Source organism: Nocardioides bruguierae, assembly GCF_023554635.1.
In the GTDB taxonomy this organism is placed as follows: Bacteria; Actinomycetota; Actinomycetes; order Propionibacteriales; family Nocardioidaceae; genus Nocardioides; species Nocardioides bruguierae.
In genome coordinates this window covers 252,077-274,522 of sequence record NZ_JAMJPH010000020.1, presented here as the reverse complement: position 1 = coordinate 274,522, position 22,446 = coordinate 252,077, and the positions used below count along the sequence as shown (strand labels likewise).

The following is a 22,446-nucleotide window of genomic DNA, read 5'->3' as shown; positions in this document are numbered from 1 at the left end:
TAAGGCCCCCAGTAGATGACTGGGTTGATAGGCCGGAGGTGTACAGCAGTGATGCCCAGCCGACCGGTACTAATAGGCCGAGGGCTTGTCACCACACTCCTACACTGCACACACAAACAAACACACAAGGCACAGTGTGTGATTGAGCGTGTCTCGCGTCCACTGATTGAACAACCAAACACCGGCCCCCGTGGGGGCCGTTAATTGGATACATATGGCTTGGACACCCGGAAACCACCAGTGGTGGCGGGTGATCCTCTAGAGTTACGGCGGCCATAGCGAGAGGGAAACACCCGGTCCCATCCCGAACCCGGAAGTTAAGCCTCTCAGCGCCGATGGTACTGCAACCGCGAGGTTGTGGGAGAGTAGGACGCCGCCGGACATAACCCCCTACGAGGGCCCTGTCAGGGTCGAGCACCGCGTCAGCGTGTGGCTCCCCGACACGGGCCCTCGTAGTGTTTTTCCCGCGTGCCGTGTGCGTGTGGCGGTCGTGGCGCTGCGTCAGTCGTGCAGACGGCGCAGCAGGATGCTGGGGTTCGGCTTGGGCTGGAAGGACGTCGACTTCTCCGGCAGCACGCCGTCGCGGTCCGTGATTTCGAGGACCCGCTCCAGGGTCAGAGGTGCGAGGAGCAGGGCCACCCCGTCCTCGTGACGGGTCTGGGCGATCGCCGGCCCCGCGGCGTGGTGGTGCGTGATGTCGACGTACTCGTCCACGAGCTGGGGGAGCAGTCCCTGGTGCACCACCTGGAGCGGCAGGTCGTGCTCGCCGGCGGCGCCCAGGCGGATCGTGAGCGTGCGCCGTCCGTCGGTGGCGACGATCGTGCTGGGGGAGACGTCGGTGAGCCGCACTCCCAGGTGGTCGGTCACGGGCAGCCCGGCGGCGTGGGCCACCTGTCCGAGCCTGCTCAGGGAGAGGCCGGCGACGAAGCGGTGGATGGGGCCCAGCGCGAGCGGGGTGTCGTCCTGGTCGATGAGCATGGCGAGCCCCGAGGTCGCCAGGCTGTCGCCCCGTCTCGCCTCGTCGAGGTAGGCGGCATAGCGGTGGTGCCCGTCGGCCAGGAGCGCCCGGGTGCCGGCCAGCTCTCCCTGGACGTCGGTGACGAACTGTTCCGGGACGCGCCACAGGCGGTGGATCTGGCCGGCGCGGTCCGCGCCGTCGACCAGTGGCTCCTGGTCGGTGACCATCGCCAGGATGGCGCGCAGGCGCGGAGTGCCACGGTGGGCCAGCAGGATGGGGGCCGGTTGGATGTGGGTCTCCCGCATGCGGGAGGCGAGCTCGGCGACCTGGTCGGGCTCGACACCCTCGTGAGGCACCAGCGCCGCCTCGTCCACGGAGCCGGAGAGCAGGTCGAGCGGGATGACGCCCACCAGGCCGCGGACGGTCAGCTCGGGAGTGCCGTACTCATGCACCCACAGCGCCGGGCCGTCGTCCTCGAGGAGGTGGCCGCGCCGTTCCCACTGGGCGAGCCGCTCGGCGACCCGGTGGTAGGGCCGGGCGAAGGCCCGGGCTGCGGCGGGGTCGGCCACGTGCTGCACCGCCATGCGCGTGGCCACGAACGGCTCCAGCCGCAGGGGGCCGCGGATGCCGCGGACCTGGACGCCCCTGCCGTCGCCGTGGACGACCGGCGCGACCGCGCCGGTGGGCAGGGGGGTCTGCGCCGTCGAGCCCCCGGGCAGCATCGTCGAGCCCGTGGGGGGAGTCCCCGTCACCATCTGCCCATCGTAGGCTCGAGCGTTGGTGGCGTCGCCACCCGTGGTGCGACGCAGGTCACAGGCGTGTCGCGCCGGCCCCGCCCCACCTGGAAGGCCCCCACGATGAGCACGACGGGCAGCCCCGTCCCCGAGAACGACCACCGCGAGCCGTTCGCGCTGGGAGCGTGTAGCCGGCCCCTGCACGAGGCGCACGACCTGGCGATGCTCGACCTCGACGGCGTCGTCTACGTCGGCGGGCACGCCGTCGCGCACGCGCCGGAGTCGATCGCCGCTGCGCGGCAGGCCGGAACGGGGATCGCGTTCGTGACCAACAACGCCTCACGGACGCCGGAGAAGGTCGCGGCCCACCTCCAGGAGCTGGGCATCGAGGCCGCGACCGAGGACGTGGTGAGCTCGGCCCAGGCCGCCGCGGGCGTGCTGCGCGAGCGCTTCGGCGCCGGCGCGCGGGTCGTCGCCCTCGGGACTGCCGGCCTGGTGGAGGCGCTGCGTGCCGTGGGGCTGGAGCCCGTGGGCGTGGAGGACGACGCCGACGCCCTGGCCACCGGCTACTCCCCGGACGTGCCGTGGAAGGACCTGATGCGCGGCGCCGTCCGGGTGCGGCAGGGGCTGCCGTGGGTGGCCAGCAACACCGACATGACGATCCCGACCCCCTACGGCGTGGCGCCCGGGCACGGCGTGCTGGTCGACATGCTGCGTCGCTTCACCGAGGTCGAGCCCGTCGTGGCGGGCAAGCCGGCGGCGCCGTTGCTCGAGGAGACCGTGCGTCGCGTGGGCGGGAGCACCCCGCTCATGATCGGCGACCGCCTGGACACCGACATCGACGGCGGCATCGCCGTCGGGCTGCCGACGCTGCTGGTGCTCACGGGAGTCTCCGGCCTCGACGAGCTCGTCGCCACGCCCGCGGGTCACCGGCCGACCTACGTGGCCCCGGACCTGCGCGGCCTCCTCGCGGCGCACCCCGAGGTGTCCGTCGACGGGGCCTCGGCGGACTGCGGCGGCTGGACCGCCGTCCGTGACGGCGCCGCGGTGACGGTGCACGGGGGCGGGGAGCCGATCGCGTGGTGGCGCGCCGTCCTCACCGTCGCCTGGCAGCACCTGGACGAGACGGGGGAAGCAGTCGGCACCGACGGCCTGGTCCCGCCCGCCGCGGACTGAGGTCGTGTCGCCGGTGACGGATAGTCTCGCGTCCATGAGCAGCACCCCCGAGTCCTCGAGCGAGCCGACGGCCGTCGTGCCCCCGCGCCCGGCGACCGGGGTGCCGGCCGTGGATGCCGTCCTGGCCGACGTGGCGCGGCTCGACGAGTCCGACCCGGAGACGGGGGAGACGCCGGGCACGGACCGGCACGCGGCCGTCTACGAGTCCGCGCACTCGCGCTTGCGGCGGGCCCTCGACGCCGACCCCGACGCCCCGGTGTGGACCGGACCTCGGCCGGACGTCGCCGAGCAGCGGGAAGAGCAGGGCTGAGCGTGCCGCCACGTCGACTCCGTCTCGACGCCGAGCTGGTGCGCCGCAAGCTGGCCCGCTCGCGCGAGCACGCCAGCGAGCTGATCGCCGCCGGTCGCGTCACGGTCCAGGGGGTGCGCGCCACCAAGCCCGCGACCGCGATCACCACCGACGTGGCGATCGTGGTGCGCGCCGACGAGGAGCGCCCGGACTACGTCTCCCGCGGCGGGCACAAGCTCGCGGGTGCGCTGCGGGCCTTCGCCTCCGGCGGGCTCAGCGCGCAGGGGCGACGGTGCCTGGACGCCGGGGCCTCGACCGGTGGCTTCACCGACGTGCTGCTGCGTGCCGGGGCCGCGGAGGTCGTCGCCGTCGACGTGGGCTACGGGCAGCTGGCCTGGTCCCTGCAGTCCGACGCGCGCGTCCACGTCCACGACCGGACGAACATCCGCGAGCTGACCACCGAGCTGATCGGGGGCCCCGTCGACCTGGTGGTCGGCGACCTGTCCTTCATCTCCCTGACCCTGGTGCTGGACGCCCTGCTCGGCGTCACCAGCCCGGACGGCGACCTGGCGCTCATGGTCAAGCCGCAGTTCGAGGTCGGCAAGGACCGCGTGGGCAAGGGCGGTGTCGTGCGCGACCCGGACCTGCGGGCCGAGGCCGTCCTCACCGTCGCGGACGCGGCGGAGCAGCGCGGCTGGGGCGCGGTCGCCGCGACCACGAGCCCGCTGCCCGGACCGTCGGGGAACGTCGAGTTCTTCCTGTGGCTGCGCCGCGGCCCGCGCACGGTCGAGGCCGAGGCCGTCCACAGGCTGGTGCGGGGCGACGACCCGTGGGCCGTGGCGGATGAGAGGGTGGAGACGTGACCGACCCCGCCCCGTCCGACCGTCGTGTGCTCGTCCTGACCCACACGGGTCGCGACGCCGCCTGCGACGTCGCGCGCGCCTCGGTCGTGGGGCTCACCGGCCAGGGCATCACGGTCCGCGTGCCCGCCGTCGAGGCCGGTGACCTCGGTCTCGACCCGGCCCTGGTCGCCTCGTCGATGGTCGAGGTCGTCGAGCACCTGGACGACGCCGGCGCCGGCTGCGAGCTGGCGCTGGTGATCGGCGGGGACGGCACGATCCTGCGCGCCGCCGAGATCGCCCTGCCGACCGGGACGCCGATCCTGGGCGTCAACCTCGGGCACGTGGGCTTCCTGGCGGAGGCCGAGCACGACCACGTCGCCGCCACGCTGGAGGCGATCGTGAGCCGCAGCTACGTCGCCGAGGACCGGATGACGCTCGACGTGCGGGTCTACCACGAGGGCGCGCTGGTGCGCTCGACCTTCGCCCTCAACGAGGCGTCGGTGGAGAAGGCCTCGCGCGAGCGGATGCTCGAGGTGGTCGCCGAGGTGGACGGTCGTCCCCTCTCCCGCTGGGGCTGCGACGGCGTGGTCTGCGCGACCCCGACCGGCTCGACGGCCTACAACTTCAGCGCGGGCGGCCCGGTCGTGTGGCCGGACGTCGACGCGCTGCTCATGGTGCCCATCAGCGCCCACGCCCTGTTCGCCCGTCCGCTCGTGGTCTCCCCGGACTCGGTGCTCGCCGTCGAGGTGCTGCCCGGCCCGCAGAGCGCGGGCGTGCTCTGGGCCGACGGCCGGCGCGCGGTGGAGCTCCCGCCGGGCGCGCGCATCGAGGTGCGCCGCGGCCCGCACCCCGTGCGTCTCGTGCGGCTGCACGAGGCGCCGTTCACCGACCGGCTCGTCGCGAAGTTCGGCCTCCCCGTCGAGGGCTGGCGCGGACGGGCCGAACGACTGCAACGAGGAGAGCTGTAGGTGATCCGACCGTGATCGAGGAGATCCGCATCGCCGACCTCGGCGTCATCGACTCCTCCACGCTCGAGCTCGGCCCCGGACTCACGGTCCTGACCGGTGAGACCGGTGCCGGCAAGACGATGGTGGTGACCGCCCTCGGGCTGCTGCTCGGCGCACGCGGCGACTCCGGGGCCGTGCGCTCCGGTGCGTCCCGCGCACGCGTGGAGGGCCTGGTGCGCCTGGACGGCCTCGGGCCCGGGGCGAGCGCCTTCACCACCGGGGTCGAGGACGCCGGCGGAGAGGTCGAGGACGGGCAGGTGCTGCTCGCCCGCAACATCTCCGCCGAGGGTCGCTCCCGCGCGTTCGTGGGCGGGGCCAGCGTGCCGGCGTCCACCCTGACGGACCTGACCGAGCCGCTCGTGGCGGTGCACGGCCAGTCCGACCAGCACCGGCTGCTGCGGCCCCGCGCGCAGCGCGAGTCGCTCGACCGCTTCGGCGGCACCAAGGTCGCCCGGCTTGCGGAGCGGTGGGCCACCGCCTTCGACGCGCTGCGCGCGGTCGAGACCGAGCTCGGCGACCTCGTCGAGGCGGCGCGCGAACGGGCCCGCGAGGCCGACCTGCTCCGCTTCGGCCTCGGGGAGATCGAGGAGGTCGACCCGCAGCCCGGCGAGGAGGACCAGCTCGCCGCGGACGAGACCCGCCTGGGGTTCGCCGACACCCTGCGCACCGCGGCCGAGACCGCCCGGGAGGCGCTCTCCAGCGAGAACGAGAACCCCGACGCGATGGCCGCCGTCGCCGCGGCCCGCTCGGCCCTGGAGGGCGTGCGCGAGCACGACCCCGAGGCCGCCGCGCTCGCCGACCGCGTCAAGGAGGTCTCCTACCTGCTCACCGACGTCGCGGCCGACGTGGCCTCCTACGCCTCCGGCGTCGAGACGGACCCCGCCCGGCTCGCGACCGTCTCCGAGCGGCGGGCAGCGCTGACCGCGCTCACCCGCAAGTACGGCGAGACGGTCGAGGAGGTCCTCGGCTGGGCCCGGACCTCCGCGGCCCGGCTGCTGGAGCTGGACGGCACCGACGACCGGATCGAGGCGCTGCGGGCCGAGCGGGCGCGCCTGCGCACCGAGCTCGCCGAGACCGGCGCCGCGCTCACCGCCGCCCGCACCACCGCCGCCACGAGGCTGGGCAAGGCCGTCACGGCCGAGCTCGGCGGGCTGGCGATGCCGCACGCCCGGGTCTCGGTGGCCGTGACCCAGCACCCCGTGGACGCGCCGTCGGACGACGCCGCGCCCGGCGCCCCGCTGCCGGTCGGCGACCGGTGGCTGCGCTACGCCCGCTCCGGGCTCGACGAGGTCGAGCTCCTGCTGGCCGCGAACAACAGCAGCGAGCCGCGTCCGCTCGGCAAGGGTGCCTCGGGTGGCGAGCTCTCCCGCGTCATGCTCGGCCTCGAGGTCGCCCTCGCTGGCACCAACCCGGTGCCCACGTTCGTCTTCGACGAGGTGGACGCCGGCGTGGGCGGTGCGGCCGCGGTGGAGATCGGCAAGCGCCTGGCCCGGCTGGCCCGCGACGCGCAGGTGCTGGTGGTCACCCACCTGCCGCAGGTCGCCGCGTTCGCCGACCGCCACGTCGTGGTGCGGAAGTCCCACGACGGCACGATCACCAGCTCGGGCCTCACGCTGCTCTCGGAGGACGCGCGCGAGGAGGAGCTCTCCCGGATGATGGCCGGGCTCGAGGGCTCGGACACCGCGCTCGCGCACGCCCGCGAGCTGCTCGACGTCGCCCGCAGCACCCGCGCGGAGGCCTGACAGCGCCCACCCAGCCGGCCGGGTGGCGGCGCACAGCCCGGGGACACGCCCACCGCCGCCTCCCGGGCTGCGCGCACCGGGTTTGTCAGAGTGGGTCAGTCATGAGGATCTCCGGTCGACGACGTGAGCAACAGCTGCCCGGCCTGCGCGGCACCGCACGGGTGGAGCGGCGGGCAGGCGACCTCCTGGGCCGCCTCCAGCCCGGTGACGTGGCGGTCATGGACCACACCGACCTCGACCGTGCGACGGCCGACGGCCTGGTGCGCGCGGGCGTGGTCGCGGTCCTCAACGCCGCCCCGATGATGTCGGGGCGCTACCCGAGCCTCGGGCCGCGCGTCCTGGTGGACGCCGGGGTCACCGTGCTCGACGGGCTGGGCCCCACGCTGCTGACCGCCGTGCGCGACGGTGTGCCGGTGCGGCTGCACGACGGGCTGGTGCACGTCGGCGACGCCACGATCGAGGGGCGCACGGTCGACGCCGACCTCCTCGACGAGCAGGCCACGCAGGCGCGCACCGGACTCTCCGCGCAGCTCGAGACGCTCACCCACAACGCCACCGAGTTCCTCCGCCGCGAGGAGGACCTGCTGCTGCACGGCCGCGGGCTGCCGACCCTCACGGTCTCGATGCGCCGCCGCACGGTCGCCGTCGTGGTCGACGGCCCCTCGCTGGACACCGAGCTCGCCCGTGTGCGGGACTTCCTGCGCGAGCAGGAGCCCGTGGTGGTCGCGGTCGACGGAGCAGCCCCGGCCCTCCTCGCCGCCGGGGTGAAGCCCGCCGTCCTCGTGGTCGACACCCGCGACGGGGCCGAGCCGCCGCCGGTCGCGGTGCTGGAGGCCGCGAAGCAGGTCGTCGTGGTCGTGCGCGGCGCCGGCGAGCCCACGGAGCTCGAGCAGCGGCTCGGCCGTCGCGCCGCCCGCGTCGAGACCAGCGCCCAGGCCGAGGACGCCGCCCTCCTCCTCGCGGACGCCGGCGGTGCCGCCCTCGTCGTCGGGGTCGGCGTGCACGCCACCCTGGAGGACTTCCTCGACCGCCAGCGCGGCGGTCTCGCCAGCACCTACCTCACCCGGCTCAAGCTGGGCCCCCGGCTCGTGGACGCCGAGGCCGTGCCGCGGCTCTACTCCGGGCGCGTGCGCCCCTGGCACCTGCTGGCCGTGATGCTGGCGGGGCTCGTCGCCCTGGTCGCCGCGGTCTCCACCACGCCGGTCGGCTCCGGCTGGAGCGAGCAGTGGCTCGACTGGGGCGAGACCGCCTGGGACGGCCTCGTCGCCGCCTGGGACTGGCTCTCCTCGGCCGTCTCGTCCCTGGTCGACCGCGTCACCGGCTGAGCGCCGCCCCACCACCCCCTGCCCCACCACCCCTGCCCCACGACTCCTTGGCCCGGCAGCATTCGTCGGGTCCCCCTACCCGGAAGGCCCCCGCCACCGTGATCACCTACCGCCACCACGTGGTCTCCCTCGTGGCCGTGTTCCTCGCGCTCGCCGTGGGCGTGGTGCTCGGCGGAGGACCCCTCGCGGAACGCACCCTCGAGGCCACCGACGACACACCGTCCACCTCGGCCTCGGAGGAGCGGGCCCTGGAGCAGGCCGCCTACGGCGACGCCTTCGCCGAGGCCGCGGCCCAGCGGCTCGTGGGCAACCGGCTCGACGGACGCACCGTCGCCGTGGTCACCACGCCGGGCGTCGACGAGGGCCTGGTCACCGCCGTCACCGCCGACGTCACCGACCGGGGCGGCGAGGTCACGGCCCGCTACGACCTGCTGGACACCCTCGTCGACGGCGGCTCCACCTCGCTGGTGGACACCCTGGGCACCCAGCTGGTCACCGAGCTCGACGCGGGCACGGTGGACCGGGGCGCCTCCAGCTACGTCCGCATCGGGCAGCTGCTGGGTCTCGCGGTCGGCACGACGAACGCCGGTGGCGTGGCCGCCGACCTGGACACCAGCACCATCCGCGACAGCCTCGCCGGCGCCGACCTGGCGACCAGCAGCGACGACGAGGCGGACCGGGCGGGCCTCGTCCTGGTGCTCCTCGGTGACGACACCGACCCCGACGTCCTCGCCGCCATCGCCTCCGGCGTCTCCGCGATCGCCGGGGGAGTGGTGGTCGCCGGCAGCACCTCCTCGGCCCGTGGCGGCACGCTGGCCGGGGTGCGGGAGTCCTCCGCGGCCGACACCCTGCTGACCGTCGACGGCGTCCAGCGCCCCCTCGGGCGGATCACGGCGCTGGTGGCCCTCACGGTGGCCGACGAGGGGCAGACGGGCGCCTACGGTCCCGACGGCGACGGGCCCGTCCCGCTCGGCTGACGGGCCGTACGAGCCCCGCGCCAGGGGGCGGACGCGGTCGCGCCGAGGCACCCACAGGGGTGACACGCCACCGATCGTGTCGCGGGTTTCCGCGCTGGGGCCCTTCGGGACGTAGGATGGAGTTCCGTGAGGAATTCAGCCCCGACCAAGCACGTGTTCGTCACCGGGGGCGTCGCCTCCTCCCTCGGCAAGGGGCTCACGGCCTCCAGCCTCGGCCGGCTGCTGCGCTCGCGCGGCCTCCGCGTGACGATGCAGAAGCTCGACCCGTACCTCAACGTGGACCCGGGGACGATGAACCCGTTCCAGCACGGTGAGGTCTTCGTGACCGAGGACGGTGCCGAGACCGACCTCGACATCGGCCACTACGAGCGGTTCCTGGACACCAACCTCTCCGGCCACGCCAACGTGACCACCGGCCAGGTGTACTCCAACGTCATCGCCAAGGAGCGCCGCGGCGACTACCTCGGCGAGACCGTCCAGGTGATCCCGCACATCACCAACGAGATCGCCGAGCGGATGCTCGCGATGGACGCCGACGACGTGGACGTCGTCATCACCGAGATCGGCGGCACGGTCGGCGACATCGAGTCCCTGCCGTTCCTCGAGGCCGCCCGCCAGGTGCGCCAGAGCATCGGCCGCGACAACGCCTTCTTCATCCACGTCTCCCTGGTGCCCTACATCGGCCCCTCCAAGGAGCTGAAGACGAAGCCGACGCAGCACTCGGTGGCCGCCCTGCGCCAGGTCGGCATCCAGCCCGACGCGATCGTCTGCCGCGCCGACCGCGAGCTGCCCGAGGACATCAAGGGCAAGATCGCCCGGATGTGCGACGTCGACGACGAGGCCGTCGTGACGGCCGCCGACGCGCCGTCCATCTACGACATCCCCAAGGTGCTGCACCGCGAGGGCCTCGACGCCTACGTCGTGCGCCGCCTGGACCTGCCGTTCCGCGACGTCGACTGGACGCTGTGGGACGACCTGCTCCGCCGCGTCCACCACCCCAAGGAGGAGGTGACCGTCGGCCTGGTCGGCAAGTACATCGACCTGCCCGACGCCTACCTCTCGGTGGCCGAGGCGCTCAAGGCCGGCGGGTTCGCCAGCGAGGCGAAGGTCCACATCGAGTGGATCCCCTCCGACGAGTGCGCCACCCCCGCGGGCGCCGCCAAGAAGCTCGCGGACGTCGACGCCGTCTGCGTGCCCGGCGGCTTCGGCATCCGCGGCCTCGAGGGCAAGCTGGGCGCGCTCACCTACGCCCGCACCCACGGCATCCCCACGCTGGGCCTGTGCCTGGGGCTGCAGTGCATGGTGATCGAGTACTCGCGCAACGTGCTCGGCCTCTCCCAGGCCGGCTCGACCGAGTTCGACCCCGACACCCCGGAGCCCGTCATCGCCACGATGGACGAGCAGAAGTCGTTCGTCGAGGGCGCCGGCGACCTCGGCGGCACCATGCGTCTGGGCAGCTACCCGGCGCTGCTCAAGGACGACTCGGTGGTCAGGGCGACCTACGGTGCGGCGAACGTCGACGAGCGTCACCGGCACCGCTACGAGGTCAACAACGCCTACCGCGACCGCCTCGAGGCAGCCGGGCTCGTCATCTCGGGCACCTCGCCCGACGGCTCGCTGGTGGAGTTCGTCGAGCTGCCCAAGGCCGTGCACCCCTACTACGTCTCCACCCAGGCGCACCCCGAGCTGAAGTCCCGCCCGACCCGGCCGCACCCGCTGTTCAAGGGCCTCGTCGGCGCCGCCATCGCCCGCCAGCGCGAGACCCGGCTCGAGATGGACGAGTCGACCCTGCGCCGCAAGGACGACGACGCCGCCGTCGAGCAGGACTGACGGCCGCACCCGGCTCCTCACGCACCGACGCCCCCGGCACCTCCTGCGAGGTCTCGGGGGCGTCGTGCGTCGCGAGCCGGTGCCGGCGGCCGCTCAGCCCTCCAGCAGGCCGCGGGCGACGAGGTAGCGCCGCAGCTGGTCGGTGCCGATGGCCAGGTTCGTCCGCACGGCCGGGACGACGGCGGGGTCGGTGGCCAGGGCGCTCGCCCGCTCCAGCAGCGCCGCGTCGCCCACCGACGGGAAGAACCCGCGGATCAGGCCGAGCACGTTGAGCATCGCGCCACCGTCCAGGGCGGCGACGTGGTCGAGGTAGCGGTCCGCGAACGGGCGGACGAGGTCGGCCTGGTCGAGGCGCCAGAAGGCGCCGGAGAAGAGCGAGTACCCGGCGCTGCGCGGCAGGTCGCGGTCCACCACCATCCGCTGGAACGCGGCCTCCTTGGCCTCGACCTCGGGCAGCGCGGCCTCCACCGCCAGGGCACTGACCCAGGCCTCGGGGTCGGGGTCCCGCTCGGTGAGGCTCACCAGGTCGTCGGCGTCGTGCCGCCCGGCCGCGGCCCGCGTGCGCAGGATGCGCCAGCCCAGCGGGACGTCGTCGACGGCGGCGTCCTCGAGCAGCACGTCCCACCGCGGGTCCGCGCTGACCATGGCGAGCGTGCGCAGCGCCGGCGTGCGCAGGCCCGGCCGCTCGGCGAGGGCGGCCGCCACCTCGGCGACCCGCGCGCCCGCGGCCCCGACCCCGTCGGCGGGGGTCCACAGCGTCGCCACCACCCGCGCGTGGTCCAGCAGCGCCTCCACGAGGCTGGGCGCCAGGTCGGCGGCGAGCAGGTCCAGCAGGACGTCCAGCGTCCGGTCGGGGCCGAGCTCGCCGGTGAAGAGCAGGTCCAGCACGGTGCCGGCGGCCACCGCGTGGTCGATCGTGGCGGGCAGCGCGGCGGCGCTGCCCAGCAGGGTGGACAGCGACGCGGCGTCGGTGCGGGACCTGGCGAAGGTGAGGTCGTCGGCGTTGACCAGGTGCAGCCCGCCCTCGCCGGCGTCCGGGAGGCCGGTCAGCCCGGTGCGGGTGCCGTCGGTCTCGACGGTGGTGGTGGCCACGACCCGGAGCCCGCCGTCCGGCGCGGGAGCGAACGACCGCACCGAGAGCCGGTGCGGTCGCGGCTCCCCGCCGTCGGGGGCGGTGACGACCAGCGCCGGCCCGTCCTCGGCGGCGAGGTCGAGGGCGATGGTGTCGGTGCCGGCGCGGTCCAGCCAGGCGCCGGTCCAGCCGGACAGGTCCCGCCCGGAGGCCTCCTCGAGCGCGCCCACCAGGTCGGCCAGCACGGTGTTGCCCCAGGCGTGCTCGGCGAAGTACGCCTGCAGGCCCGCCGTGAACGCCTCGTCCCCGACGAGGACGGAGAGCTGGCGCAGGACCGCCTGGCCCTTGAGGTAGGTGATGGCGTCGAAGTTCGCCATGGCCTGCCCGACGTCGGGCACGTCGCCGCGGATGCCGTGGGAGGCGGGGCCGGCGTCCTGCCGGTAGCCGATCGGCTCGCTGTCGACGGCGAACGCGGCCCAGGCGTCGGTGTGCTCGGTGGCCTCGGCGGCCGCCCACGCCGAGGCGAAGGAGGCGAAGGCCTCGTTCAGCCACAGGTCGTCCCACCAGCGCATGGTCACCAGGTCGCCGAACCACATGTGCGCCATCTCGTGGAGCAGCACGCTGGCCAGCTCGGCCTCGTCGGCGGGCGTGGGCGTGCTCCGCGGGATCATCATGTCGCCCCACGTCACGCAGCCCCAGTTCTCCATCGCACCACCCATGTCGGGCACGAACACCTGGTCGTAGCGCTCCTGGCCGAACGGCTGCCCGAAGGTCTCGCCGAAGAACGCCAAGCCCTGCTCGGTGAGCGTGAGCAGCTGCGGGGCGTCGCGCTCGAGGAACTCCTTGAGCGACTGCCGGCAGAAGAGGCCGAGGTCGTGGGGGCCGCGCCGCTCGCGGATCTCGTGGAACGGGCCGCCGTTGACGACGACCACGTACGTGGAGAGCGGCGGGGTGTCGGGGAAGCGCCACGTGCGGGTGGTCGCACCGGTCTCCTCGATGCTGCTGGGGGCGCGGTTGCTGGTGATCGTCCAGGCGGCGGGCGCCAGCACGGTGAAGGCGTGCGGGGCCTTGAGGTCGGGCTGGTCGAAGCAGGCGAAGGCGCGGCGGGCGTCGTCGGCCTCGAAGGAGGTCCACACGTAGACCAGCCCGTCGGCGGCGTCGACGGTGCGGTGGATGCCGGCGGCGCGGCCCGTGTCGTCCTGGGTCATGGCCACCACCAGCTCGTTGTGGCCGGCCAGGTCGGTCAGGTGCACGCGTCCCTCGCGGACCTGCTCCAGGTCGACCGAGAGGCCGTTGAGGGTGACGTCGGTGACCTCGCCGACCGCGTCGACGAACGTGCTCGACCCGGGCTCGCAGGTGAAGGTGATCGTGGAGACCGAGCGCCAGGTCGAGCCCTCGAGCAGCCCGGTCATGTCGATGTCGACGTCGTAGCGCTGCACGTCGACCAGGGCCGCGCGCTCCTCGGCCTCGGCCCGGGTCAGGCTGCGCTCCGTGATGGTCTCGGGCTGTGCGGACATGTGCTGCTCCTGCGGGGTGGTCGGGCTGAGACTCCTCCTCACGCTAGCGTCGGACCCATGCCGTCCGCAGACGCCTCCCAGCCCGCCCTCGCCGACGCCGCTGCGTCCTGGCCGGTGACCGGCAGCGGTGACCTGCACCGGGACGGCTGGGTGGTCGCGCTGCGCGCCGACCAGGTGCAGCGGCCCGGCCACCCCGAGGAGGAGCCGTTCCGGCGGATCGTGATGGAGCACCCCGGCGCCGCCGTCGTGCTCGCCCTCGACGAGCAGGACCGGGTGCTGGTGCTGTGGCAGTACCGGCACGCCGTGGGCCAGGTGCTCGTCGAGATCCCCGCGGGGCTGCTCGACCAGGGCGGGGAGACCCCCGAGCAGGTCGCGCGGCGCGAGCTGGTGGAGGAGACCGGGTGGGAGGCCTCGTCCTGGACCCACCTGGTGACCACCTGGCCCTCGCCCGGGATCTCCGCCGAGCGGGCGCACCTGTTCCTCGCGCGCGACCTGCGCGAGGTCGGACGCCAGGGCTTCGTGCCCGAGCACGAGGAGGCCGAGGCCGTGACCGGCTGGGTGCCGTTCGAGGAGGTGCACGCCGCGGTGCTCGACGGCCGCGTGCAGGACGCCCCCGTGATCATCGCCGTGCTGGCCGCCCGGGCCCGCGGCCTGGCCTGACCCGGCGGGGGAGCGGCCCGGCGTCGGTCGTGGGGGCTACCCTGCCGCCGTGACCGTGACCCACGCCTCGACGTCCGCCGGTGCCGCCGGTGGCGGTGGTGGTGATGGTGGTGCCGGCGGGTCCGTGGAGCGCGCGGTGCGCACCTACCTCGACCACCTGGCCGTCGAGCGCGGTCTCTCGCCGAACACGCTGGCCTCCTACCGGCGCGACCTGCGGCGCTACCTCGGCTACCTCGACGCTGCGGGCGTCGCCTCGCTCGCGGACGTCGGCGAGCAGACCGTGACCGGCTTCCTCGCGCACCTGCGGGCCGGTGACGACACGCACCCGCCGCTGGGGCCGAGCTCCGCGGCGCGGGCGGTGGTGGCCGTGCGCGGCTTCCACAAGTTCACCGTGGCCGACGGCCTGGCCGAGGTCGACCCCGCGGCCGCGGTCCGGCCGCCCCAGCCGTCCAAGCGCCTGCCCAAGGCCCTGCCGTTCTCCGACGTCGAGGCGATCCTCGAGGCCGCCGGCGCGCCCGGCACCCCGCTGGCGCTGCGCGACCGGGCGCTGCTGGAGGTGCTCTACGGCACCGGCGCCCGGATCTCCGAGGCCGTCGGGCTCGACGTCGACGACCTGGACACCGTCGACCGCACCGTCCTGCTCTCGGGCAAGGGCGGCAAGCAGCGCCTCGTGCCGGTCGGCTCCTACGCGCTCAGCGCCGTGCAGGAGTACCTGGTGCGTGCCCGGCCCGGCCTGGTGGGGTCGACGACGCCGGGCGGCGCGCTGTTCCTCAACTCCCGCGGCGGACGGCTCTCGCGGCAGTCGGCCTGGACGGTGCTCACCCGGGCCGCCGAGCGCGCCGGCGTCACCCGCGACGTCTCGCCGCACACGCTGCGCCACTCGTTCGCCACCCACATGCTCGACGGCGGTGCCGACGTCCGCGTCGTCCAGGAGCTGCTGGGGCACGCCTCGGTGACCACCACGCAGGTGTACACGCTCGTCACGGTCGACAACCTGCGCGAGGTCTTCGCCACCGCGCACCCGCGCGCCCGCGGCTGAGCACCGCGCCCGGTGCAGGTCGGGCAGTGCTGGTCGGGCAGTGCTGGTCGGGCAGTGCTGGTCGGGCAGTGCTGGTCGGGTGGTGCTGGTCGGGCGGGGATGAGGGCGCTGTCGGCGGCGACCGGGATACTGGGCCGCGATGTCTGAGACTGCGAGCACGCCCTCCTTCGACGCGCGCGACTGGCCCCCCGCGGGCTCCGACCCCGACCTGGTCGCCGACGCGGTCACGGCCTACGCCGCCTCGCGCGGCCTGGAACTGTACCCGCACCAGGAGGAGGCGGTGCTGGAGCTGCTCGCCGGCTCGAACGTCGTGCTCGCGACCCCGACCGGCTCGGGCAAGTCGCTGGTGGCCGTCGCCGCCCACGCCGCCGCGCTGGCCGACGACCGGGTGTCGTTCTACACCGCCCCCATCAAGGCGCTGGTGAGCGAGAAGTTCTTCGACCTGTGCCGGGTCTTCGGCGCCGACAACGTCGGGATGCTCACCGGGGACGCGTCCGTCAACGCCGACGCCCCCATCATCTGCTGCACGGCCGAGGTGCTGGCCAACCTGGCGCTGCGCGAGGGACGAGCGGCCGACGTCGGGCTGGTCGTCATGGACGAGTTCCACTACTACGGCGAGCCCGACCGCGGCTGGGCCTGGCAGGTGCCCCTGCTGGAGCTGGTGGACGCCCAGTTCCTGCTGATGTCGGCCACCCTGGGCGACACCCGCGACCTGCGCGCGGACCTCACCGAGCGCACCGGCCGGGAGACGACGCTGGTCGACCAGGCCGAGCGCCCGGTGCCGCTCACGTTCGACTGGTCGCTGGAGCCGCTGGCCGACACGCTGGAGGAGCTCGTCACCACCGGGCAGGCGCCGGTCTACGTCGTGCACTTCACCCAGGCCGCGGCCGCCGAGCACGCGACCTCGCTGCTGACCGTGCCGTGGGCCAAGGCCGCCCCGGAGCAGCGGGACGCGATCGGCGAGAAGCTGGCGGGCGTCCGCTTCGCGGCGGGCTTCGGCAAGACGCTGAACAAGCTGCTGCGCCGCGGCATCGGCGTGCACCACGCCGGGATGCTGCCGCGCTACCGCCGGCTCGTGGAGCAGCTCGCCCAGGCCGGTCTGCTGCGGGTCATCTGCGGCACCGACACCCTCGGCGTCGGGATCAACGTGCCCATCCGCACGGTGCTCTTCACCGGGCTGGCGAAGTTCGACGGCACCAAGATGCGCACGCTGCGCACCCGTGAGTTCCTGCAGATCGCCGGTCGTGCCGGTCGGGCCGGCTTCGACACCGCCGGATCGGTGGTCGTGCAGGCGCCCGAGCACGTCATCGAGAACGAGAAGCAGAAGGCGAAGATCGCCGAGCGCGTCGCGGCCGGCAAGAAGAAGTCCAAGGCGCAGCTGAAGAAGCCGCCGGAGGGCACCGTGGTGTGGACCAAGGACACCTTCGACAAGCTCGTCGAGGGCCAGCCCGAGCCGCTCGTGCCACGGATGAAGGTCGACAACGGCATGCTGCTCAACGTCCTCGCCCGCGAGGAGGACGCGGTGGCGGTGCTGCGGCGGCTGCTCACCGAGAACCACGAGGACCGGCGCCGTCAGCTCAAGCTCGCCCGCCGCGCCCTGCGGCTGGGCCGCTCCCTGGTGGAGTCGGGCGTCGTCGTCCGCCTCAATGAGCCGGACGAGCACGGACGCCGCTACGTCCTCGGCGTGGACCTGCCCGACGACTTCGCCCTCAACCAGCCGCTGGCGCACTTCGCGCTCGAGGCGCTGGAGGTGCTCGACCCGGAGAGCCCCGAGCACGCGCTGGACGTGGTCTCCGTCGTCGAGGCGGTGCTCGAGGCGCCCCGGCAGATCCTCCTCGCCCAGCAGTGGGCGGCCCGCGGCAAGGCCGTGGAGGAGATGAAGGCCGACGGCATGGAGTACGAGGACCGGATGGAGGCCCTGGAGGAGATCACCTGGCCCCAGCCGCTCGCCGAGCTGCTCGAGGCCACCTACGAGATCTACCGCCGCCAGCACGCCTGGCTCTCGCCCGACCTGCTCGGGCCGAAGTCCGTGGTGCGCGACATGATCGAGCAGGGCATGGGCTTCACCGACTTCGTGGCCCGCTACCAGCTCGCCCGCGGCGAGGGGCTGGTGCTGCGCTACCTCACCGACGCCTACCGGACGCTGCGCCAGACCGTCCCGGAGACCCACCGGGACGAGGAGCTGCACGGCCTGGTCGAGTGGCTGGGGGAGACGGTGCGCCAGACCGACTCCTCGCTGCTGGACGAGTGGGAGGCGCTCACCGACCCCGAGGGCGCCCTGCTCGTGCGCGGCGCCGAGCTGGCCGACCACGCCCCGCCGCCCCCGCCGCGTCCGCTCTCGGCACAGGGTCGGGCGTTCGAGGTGATGGTCCGCAACGCCATGTGGAGCCGCGTGGCCGGCGTCGCCCGCGACGACCTGGACGCCCTCATGGCCGTCGAGCGGGCCGCCGCCGACCGGTTCGAGGAGCCGCGCGAGGTGGTGATGACCCGCTCCGCGTGGGACGAGGCGATCGAGGCCTACTACGACGAGCACGACGAGGTCCGCACCGACGGCGACGCGCGCAGCCCGCGGCTGCTCGAGACCACCGCACGCACCGGCGTCCCGGCGGGCGCGGACCCGGACGGGCCCGAGGTGCGGCTCCTCGAGGTGCGCCAGACGCTGCACGACCCGGAGGGCCACCACGACTGGGTGGTGGAGGCGCTCGCCGACCTGGACGCCACCGACGCCCTCGGCGAGCTGGTCATGCCGACCGTCGCCTTCCGGCGGCTCTGAGTCCGCCCGGCCCGGGTTTGGTCACCAACCCGAGGTTCTCGGCCCCTGGAGACCGGGTTGGTGACCAAACGTGCACGTTCGACCGCTCGACCGCCCGACCGGATGCCGGGCCCGGCGGTGGGCCGCCTAGGCTCGACCGCATGAGCGACGCAGTGACGGTGGAGCACCATGCGGAGGAGTCCCGGTTCGTGGCCCTGGTCCAGGAGGGCGCGGACCCGGCGGAGGCCGGCGTCGCCGAGTACGAGCTCGACGGGGAGACCATGACGCTCACCCACACGGTCGTCGACCCGGCCTTCGGCGGCCGGGGCGTGGGCTCCGTGCTGGCGCAGGCCGCGTTCGGGCACGCCCGCGAGGCCGGGCTGAGCGTGGTGCCGCAGTGCTCGTTCATGGCCGGGTACGTGCGCAAGCACCCCGAGCTGGCGGACCTCGTCCGCGGCTGAGCGGCAGCCGTCAAGGCCTGAGCCGGGTCGGCCGCGACCCCGGCGACACGCCGAGCGCCGTCCACAGATTGCTCCACAGCCGGCCGCCGGCATGTGCACCTGAGCGCGCCCGGGTGCACAGCGCGGGCCGCCGTCCGGGGGAGAAGTCGGCACACCTGGACGCGCCACACCGACCCTCCTACGCTCGCCGGGCGGTCGCCTTGTCGACAATGGTGGGCAGAGACCGCCGCACGCTCTCGGGTGCGTGCGGGAGACGATGAGAGAGAAGACGACCAGACGTGAATGACGCCCTGCCCTTCGACGGCGACGACCCGGCAGACGTGGGCCCCACCGGCCGCCGGATGCCGGAGCTGCCGGAGCCGCCCGTGCTCACGGGCCACGGGCCGGCGCGGGTGGTCGCGATGTGCAACCAGAAGGGCGGGGTCGGCAAGACGACGACCACGATCAACCTGGGCGCCGCGCTGGCCGAGTACGGCCGCCGCGTCCTGCTGGTGGACTTCGACCCGCAGGGCTCGCTGTCGGTCGGCCTGGGGCTGAACCCGCACGAGATGGACGCCACCGTCTACAACCTGCTGATGGAGCCCGACTGCACGGTCGACGAGGTCATCGTCCCCACCGGCGTTGACGGCATGGACCTCGTGCCCTCCAACATCGACCTCTCCGCCGCCGAGGTGCAGCTGGTCGGCGAGGTGGCCCGCGAGCAGACGCTCGCCCGGGTGCTCGCCCCGGCGATGGCCACCTACGACGTCATCCTCATCGACTGCCAGCCCTCGCTGGGTCTGCTCACGATCAACGCCCTCACCGCCTCCGACGGCGTGCTGGTGCCGCTGGAGTGCGAGTACTTCGCGCTGCGCGGCGTGGCGCTGCTCAAGACGACCATCGACAAGGTCAAGCAGCGGCTCAACCCGAAGCTGCACGTCGACGGCGTGCTCGGCACGATGTACGACGGTCGCACGCTGCACAGCCGCGAGGTGATGGAGCGGCTGGTGCAGGCCTGGGGCGACACGGTCTTCCACACCGTCATCCGCCGCACCGTGAAGTTCTCCGACTCCACGGTGGCCGGCGAGCCGATCACCTCCTACGCGTCCTCCTCCACGGGCGCGGAGTCCTACCGCCAGCTCGCCCGGGAGGTGATCAGCCGGTGGCACGACGCGTGAGCATGCCCACCGCCGACGACCTCTTCCGCCCCACCGCCGACGGCGAGGCCCAGCGCGGCGAGCCGGGGGAGCAGGGCGTGGACGAGGCGGGGTCCCCGGCCCCGGCAGCACCGGTCCCGTCGGCACCGACCCCGGCAGCGTCGGCTCCGGTCGCGGAGCCGCCCGCCGGCAAGCCCAGCGGCCGCGTGCGGCACGACGAGAAGATGACGGTCTACCTCTCCTCCGACGAGCTGCTGCGGATCGAGCAGGCCCGGCTGGCCCTGCGCGGGACGCCCGGCGCCCGGGTCGACCGCGGCCGCCTCGTGCGGGAGGCGCTGGCGCTGGTGCTGGCGGACTTCGAGGAGCAGGGCGAGGACAGCGCGCTCGTGCGCCGCCTGCGCCAGGAGTGAGCACGGCCGCGGCCCCGGTCGTGCCCGAGGGCGGGCAGGAGTCCGGCTTCGCGGTCCGGCTCGCCAACTTCGAGGGCCCCTTCGACCTGCTGCTCCAGCTGATCTCCAAGCACAAGCTGGACATCACCGAGGTCGCGCTCTCGCAGGTCACCGACGAGTTCATCGCCCACGTGAAGGCGATGCGCGACCGGCCGCGCACGAGCACCGGCGGTCGTGGGTCCAGCGGCGAGCTGGAGGAGACGACGTCCTTCCTGCTGGTCGCGGCCACCCTGCTCGACCTCAAGGCCGCGCGGCTGCTGCCGCAGGCGGAGGTCGAGGACGAGGAGGACCTGGCGCTGCTGGAGGCCCGCGACCTGCTGTTCGCCCGGCTCCTGCAGTACCGCGCCTACAAGCAGGTGGCCGGGGTGCTCTCCTCCCGGCTCGCGGAGGAGGCCAAGCGCTACCCCCGGGCCGTGGGACTGGACGAGCGGTACTCGGCGCTGCTGCCGGAGGTGCTGATCGGCATCGGGCTGGAGGAGTTCGCCAAGCTCGCCGCAGGCGCGCTGGCGCCCAAGCCGGTGCCGGAGGTGACGCTCCAGCACATCCACGCCCCGGCGGTCTCCGTGCGCGAGCAGGCCGCGATCGTGATGGCCCGGCTGCGCGACGCGGGCGCCCTGACGTTCCGGGCGCTCACCACCGACTCGCCGGACACGCTGACCACCGTGGCGCGGTTCTTGGCGCTGCTGGAGCTGTTCCGCGAGAGCGCCATCTCCTTCGAGCAGGTGACCCCCCTGGGCGACCTGACCGTGCGGTGGACCGGCGAGGTCGAGGCCGACGTCATCGACGTGGACGAGTTCGAGGGCACCCCGGAGGGCCCGACCGGCGGTACCGCCGTCACCGGTGTCGCGGTGAGGGCCCAGGAGGAGGACGAGTGAGCCAGGACGTGAGCCAGGACGTGAGCCAGGACGCCCTGCCAGTGACCGAGCAGGAGAGCCGGCCGGGCAGCGAGGAGGCCGCGCCGGCGGTGCCGGCGTCCGCGCTGCGACCCGCGCTGGAGGCCGTGCTCATGGTGGCCGACCAGCCGTTGGACGCGATCGGGCTGGCCAGTGTGCTCGGGCACCCGGTCGGCGACGTGGTGGCCGCCCTGCAGCTCCTGGCCGAGGAGTACACCGAGCAGGGGCGTGGCTTCGAGCTGCGCCAGGTGGCCGGCGGCTGGCGCTTCTACACGCGTGAGGACTACGCGGCCGTCGTGGAGAAGTTCGTGCTGGAGGGCCAGCAGTCGCGGCTGACGCAGGCCGCGCTGGAGACCCTGGCCGTGGTGGCCTACAAGCAGCCGGTGAGCCGGGCGCGGGTCTCGGCGGTGCGGGGCGTCAACGTCGACGGCGTGATGCGCACGCTGCTGACCCGCGGGCTGGTCGAGGAGGCCGGCACCGATCCGGTGAGCGGCGCGCACCTCTACCGCACGAGCGCCTACTTCCTGGAGCGCATCGGCATCCTCAGCCTCGACGAGCTGCCCGAGCTGGCCCCGTACCTGCCGGACATGGAGGACCTGGACGAGATCGAGTCGGCGCTCGCCTCGCCCGGCCTGCCGCGTCGGGTCTCGGGGGAGCCGGGGGACACGGGGGATGCACGGGCCGACGAATCGCCCGCAGGCCCGGCCACCGGGGAGACTGGGGATGCTCAGCCCGACCACGGGCCCGACGACCAGCCCGACCCGGAGGAGACCGCGTGACCGGCCCCGACCTGCCCACCGACGACGAGGGCCTCGTCCGGCTGCAGAAGCTGCTGGCCTCCAGCGGGGTCGCCTCCCGGCGTCGCTGCGAGGAGCTCATGCTCGAGGGCGCCGTCGAGGTCGACGGCGAGGTCGTGACCCGGCTCGGCACGAAGGTCGACCCGACCACCGCCGTCATCCGGGTCGAGGGACGCCGGCTCCCGCCCGTCTCCCCGCACGTCTACCTGGTCCTCAACAAGCCGCGCGGCGTCGTGTCCACGATGTCCGACCCCGAGGGCCGCACGTGCCTCACCGACCTGGTGGCCGACCGCCCCGAGCGGCTCTTCCACGTCGGCCGGCTCGACACCGACACCTCAGGGCTGCTGGTGCTCACCAACGACGGCGACTTCGCCAACCGGCTCGCACACCCCTCCTTCGAGGTCGACAAGACCTACGTGGCCGAGGTGGACGGTGAGGTCTACCCGCGCACCGTCAAGGACCTGCTCGCCGGCGTGACGCTCGAGGACGGGCCCGTCGCGGTGTCGAAGTGCAAGGTCATCTCCGGCGGTCACCGTCGCAACCACCCCGGCCGCAGCATCGTCGAGCTGGTCATCCACGAGGGCCGCAACCGCATCGTGCGGCGGCTGCTCGAGCACGTCGGCCACCCCGTCACGCGGCTGACCCGCACGGCGATCGGGCCGGTGCAGCTGGGCACGCTGAAGAGCGGCGAGATGCGGGACCTGACCCGCGAGGAGCTCGGCGAGCTGCTGGACAGCGCCCAGCTCTGACGGCCGCTGCCGGGAGTACACCGACCGGTGTGGCCGGGGCC

The 22,446-nt window shown here is 74.0% G+C and carries 19 protein-coding genes and 2 rRNA genes; 19 read left to right on the top strand and 2 right to left on the bottom strand.

Annotation, left to right across the window (positions count from 1 at the left end):
- Window positions 1-93: ribosomal RNA gene (locus tag M8316_RS11785) — 23S ribosomal RNA — on the top strand; the annotation flags it as partial.
- Between the two features lie 172 nt (window positions 94-265).
- A 5S ribosomal RNA gene (gene rrf / locus M8316_RS11780) occupies window positions 266-382 on the top strand.
- Between the two features lie 119 nt (window positions 383-501).
- Here rrf and M8316_RS11775 read toward each other — a convergent pair.
- Window positions 502-1,710: a DUF1015 family protein gene (locus tag M8316_RS11775; RefSeq protein WP_250054769.1), complete on the bottom strand. Its 1,209-nt coding sequence runs from the start codon at window positions 1,708-1,710 to the stop codon at window positions 502-504.
- 105 nt (window positions 1,711-1,815) lie between these two features.
- Here M8316_RS11775 and M8316_RS11770 point away from each other — a divergent pair, with 105 nt between their 5' ends.
- The 8 genes from M8316_RS11770 (at window position 1,816) to pyrG (ending at window position 10,880) form a co-directional block, all read left to right on the top strand.
- The gene (locus M8316_RS11770; protein ID WP_250054768.1) at window positions 1,816-2,868 is read left to right on the top strand and encodes an HAD-IIA family hydrolase; all 1,053 of its coding nucleotides are present in this window, start codon (window positions 1,816-1,818) and stop codon (window positions 2,866-2,868) included.
- Between the two features lie 34 nt (window positions 2,869-2,902).
- Complete coding sequence (locus M8316_RS11765; RefSeq protein WP_250054767.1) at window positions 2,903-3,178, top strand: hypothetical protein; 276 nt, start codon at window positions 2,903-2,905, stop codon at window positions 3,176-3,178.
- A gap of 2 nt (window positions 3,179-3,180) precedes the next feature.
- Entirely contained in the window at window positions 3,181-4,020 is an 840-nt protein-coding gene (locus M8316_RS11760) for a TlyA family RNA methyltransferase (RefSeq protein ID WP_250054766.1), read from the top strand.
- On the top strand, window positions 4,017-4,967 hold the full coding sequence (locus tag M8316_RS11755; protein ID WP_250054764.1) for an NAD kinase: 951 nt from the start codon (window positions 4,017-4,019) through the stop codon (window positions 4,965-4,967). The genes M8316_RS11760 and M8316_RS11755 overlap by 4 nt, the downstream gene beginning before the upstream one ends.
- A gap of 11 nt (window positions 4,968-4,978) precedes the next feature.
- On the top strand, window positions 4,979-6,748 hold the full coding sequence (gene recN, locus M8316_RS11750; protein WP_250054762.1) for a DNA repair protein RecN: 1,770 nt from the start codon (window positions 4,979-4,981) through the stop codon (window positions 6,746-6,748).
- Window positions 6,749-6,849: 101 nt separating this feature from the next.
- The gene (gene steA / locus M8316_RS11745; protein WP_250054760.1) at window positions 6,850-8,073 is read left to right on the top strand and encodes a putative cytokinetic ring protein SteA; all 1,224 of its coding nucleotides are present in this window, start codon (window positions 6,850-6,852) and stop codon (window positions 8,071-8,073) included.
- 98 nt (window positions 8,074-8,171) lie between these two features.
- Window positions 8,172-9,050, top strand: coding sequence for a copper transporter (locus M8316_RS11740; RefSeq protein WP_250054758.1), 879 nt, complete (start codon window positions 8,172-8,174; stop codon window positions 9,048-9,050).
- Window positions 9,051-9,176: 126 nt separating this feature from the next.
- Window positions 9,177-10,880 (top strand): CTP synthase, encoded by a 1,704-nt coding sequence (gene pyrG / locus M8316_RS11735; RefSeq protein ID WP_250054756.1) that lies wholly within the window; start codon window positions 9,177-9,179, stop codon window positions 10,878-10,880.
- Between the two features lie 93 nt (window positions 10,881-10,973).
- On the opposite strand, the gene pepN is transcribed toward pyrG, so the two are convergent.
- Complete coding sequence (gene pepN, locus M8316_RS11730) at window positions 10,974-13,469, bottom strand: aminopeptidase N (protein ID WP_250054754.1); 2,496 nt, start codon at window positions 13,467-13,469, stop codon at window positions 10,974-10,976.
- 57 nt (window positions 13,470-13,526) lie between these two features.
- Between pepN and M8316_RS11725 the strand changes: the two genes are divergently transcribed.
- The 9 genes from M8316_RS11725 (at window position 13,527) to M8316_RS11685 (ending at window position 22,405) form a co-directional block, all read left to right on the top strand.
- Window positions 13,527-14,129 (top strand): NUDIX domain-containing protein, encoded by a 603-nt coding sequence (locus M8316_RS11725; RefSeq protein ID WP_250054752.1) that lies wholly within the window; start codon window positions 13,527-13,529, stop codon window positions 14,127-14,129.
- A gap of 136 nt (window positions 14,130-14,265) precedes the next feature.
- Window positions 14,266-15,168, top strand: coding sequence for a site-specific tyrosine recombinase XerD (xerD, locus tag M8316_RS11720; RefSeq protein WP_250054789.1), 903 nt, complete (start codon window positions 14,266-14,268; stop codon window positions 15,166-15,168).
- Between the two features lie 139 nt (window positions 15,169-15,307).
- On the top strand, window positions 15,308-17,941 hold the full coding sequence (locus tag M8316_RS11715; RefSeq protein ID WP_250054750.1) for a DEAD/DEAH box helicase: 2,634 nt from the start codon (window positions 15,308-15,310) through the stop codon (window positions 17,939-17,941).
- Between the two features lie 140 nt (window positions 17,942-18,081).
- Complete coding sequence (locus tag M8316_RS11710) at window positions 18,082-18,381, top strand: GNAT family N-acetyltransferase (protein WP_250054748.1); 300 nt, start codon at window positions 18,082-18,084, stop codon at window positions 18,379-18,381.
- Window positions 18,382-18,659: 278 nt separating this feature from the next.
- The gene (locus M8316_RS11705) at window positions 18,660-19,538 is read left to right on the top strand and encodes a ParA family protein (RefSeq protein WP_250054746.1); all 879 of its coding nucleotides are present in this window, start codon (window positions 18,660-18,662) and stop codon (window positions 19,536-19,538) included.
- Window positions 19,523-19,927: a hypothetical protein gene (locus M8316_RS11700; RefSeq protein ID WP_250054744.1), complete on the top strand. Its 405-nt coding sequence runs from the start codon at window positions 19,523-19,525 to the stop codon at window positions 19,925-19,927. The genes M8316_RS11705 and M8316_RS11700 overlap by 16 nt, the downstream gene beginning before the upstream one ends.
- On the top strand, window positions 19,924-20,841 hold the full coding sequence (locus M8316_RS11695) for a segregation and condensation protein A (protein WP_250054742.1): 918 nt from the start codon (window positions 19,924-19,926) through the stop codon (window positions 20,839-20,841). The genes M8316_RS11700 and M8316_RS11695 overlap by 4 nt, the downstream gene beginning before the upstream one ends.
- Window positions 20,838-21,638: an SMC-Scp complex subunit ScpB gene (gene scpB, locus M8316_RS11690; protein WP_250054740.1), complete on the top strand. Its 801-nt coding sequence runs from the start codon at window positions 20,838-20,840 to the stop codon at window positions 21,636-21,638. Before M8316_RS11695 ends, scpB begins: the two co-directional genes overlap by 4 nt.
- A complete protein-coding gene (locus tag M8316_RS11685) occupies window positions 21,635-22,405 on the top strand; it encodes a pseudouridine synthase (RefSeq protein ID WP_250054739.1) in 771 nt (256 codons plus the stop codon). The genes scpB and M8316_RS11685 overlap by 4 nt, the downstream gene beginning before the upstream one ends.
- The last annotated feature ends 41 nt before the right edge of the window (window positions 22,406-22,446 follow it).

Coding starts and splice junctions, on each gene's coding strand:
- M8316_RS11770 (WP_250054768.1), top strand. CDS start 1,816: ATGAGCACGACGGGCAGCCCCGTCCCCGAGAACGACCACCGCGAGCCG.
- M8316_RS11765 (WP_250054767.1), top strand. CDS start 2,903: ATGAGCAGCACCCCCGAGTCCTCGAGCGAGCCGACGGCCGTCGTGCCC.
- steA (WP_250054760.1), top strand. CDS start 6,850: ATGAGGATCTCCGGTCGACGACGTGAGCAACAGCTGCCCGGCCTGCGC.
- pepN (WP_250054754.1), bottom strand. CDS start 13,469: ATGTCCGCACAGCCCGAGACCATCACGGAGCGCAGCCTGACCCGGGCC.
- M8316_RS11725 (WP_250054752.1), top strand. CDS start 13,527: ATGCCGTCCGCAGACGCCTCCCAGCCCGCCCTCGCCGACGCCGCTGCG.
- M8316_RS11715 (WP_250054750.1), top strand. CDS start 15,308: ATGTCTGAGACTGCGAGCACGCCCTCCTTCGACGCGCGCGACTGGCCC.
- M8316_RS11710 (WP_250054748.1), top strand. CDS start 18,082: ATGAGCGACGCAGTGACGGTGGAGCACCATGCGGAGGAGTCCCGGTTC.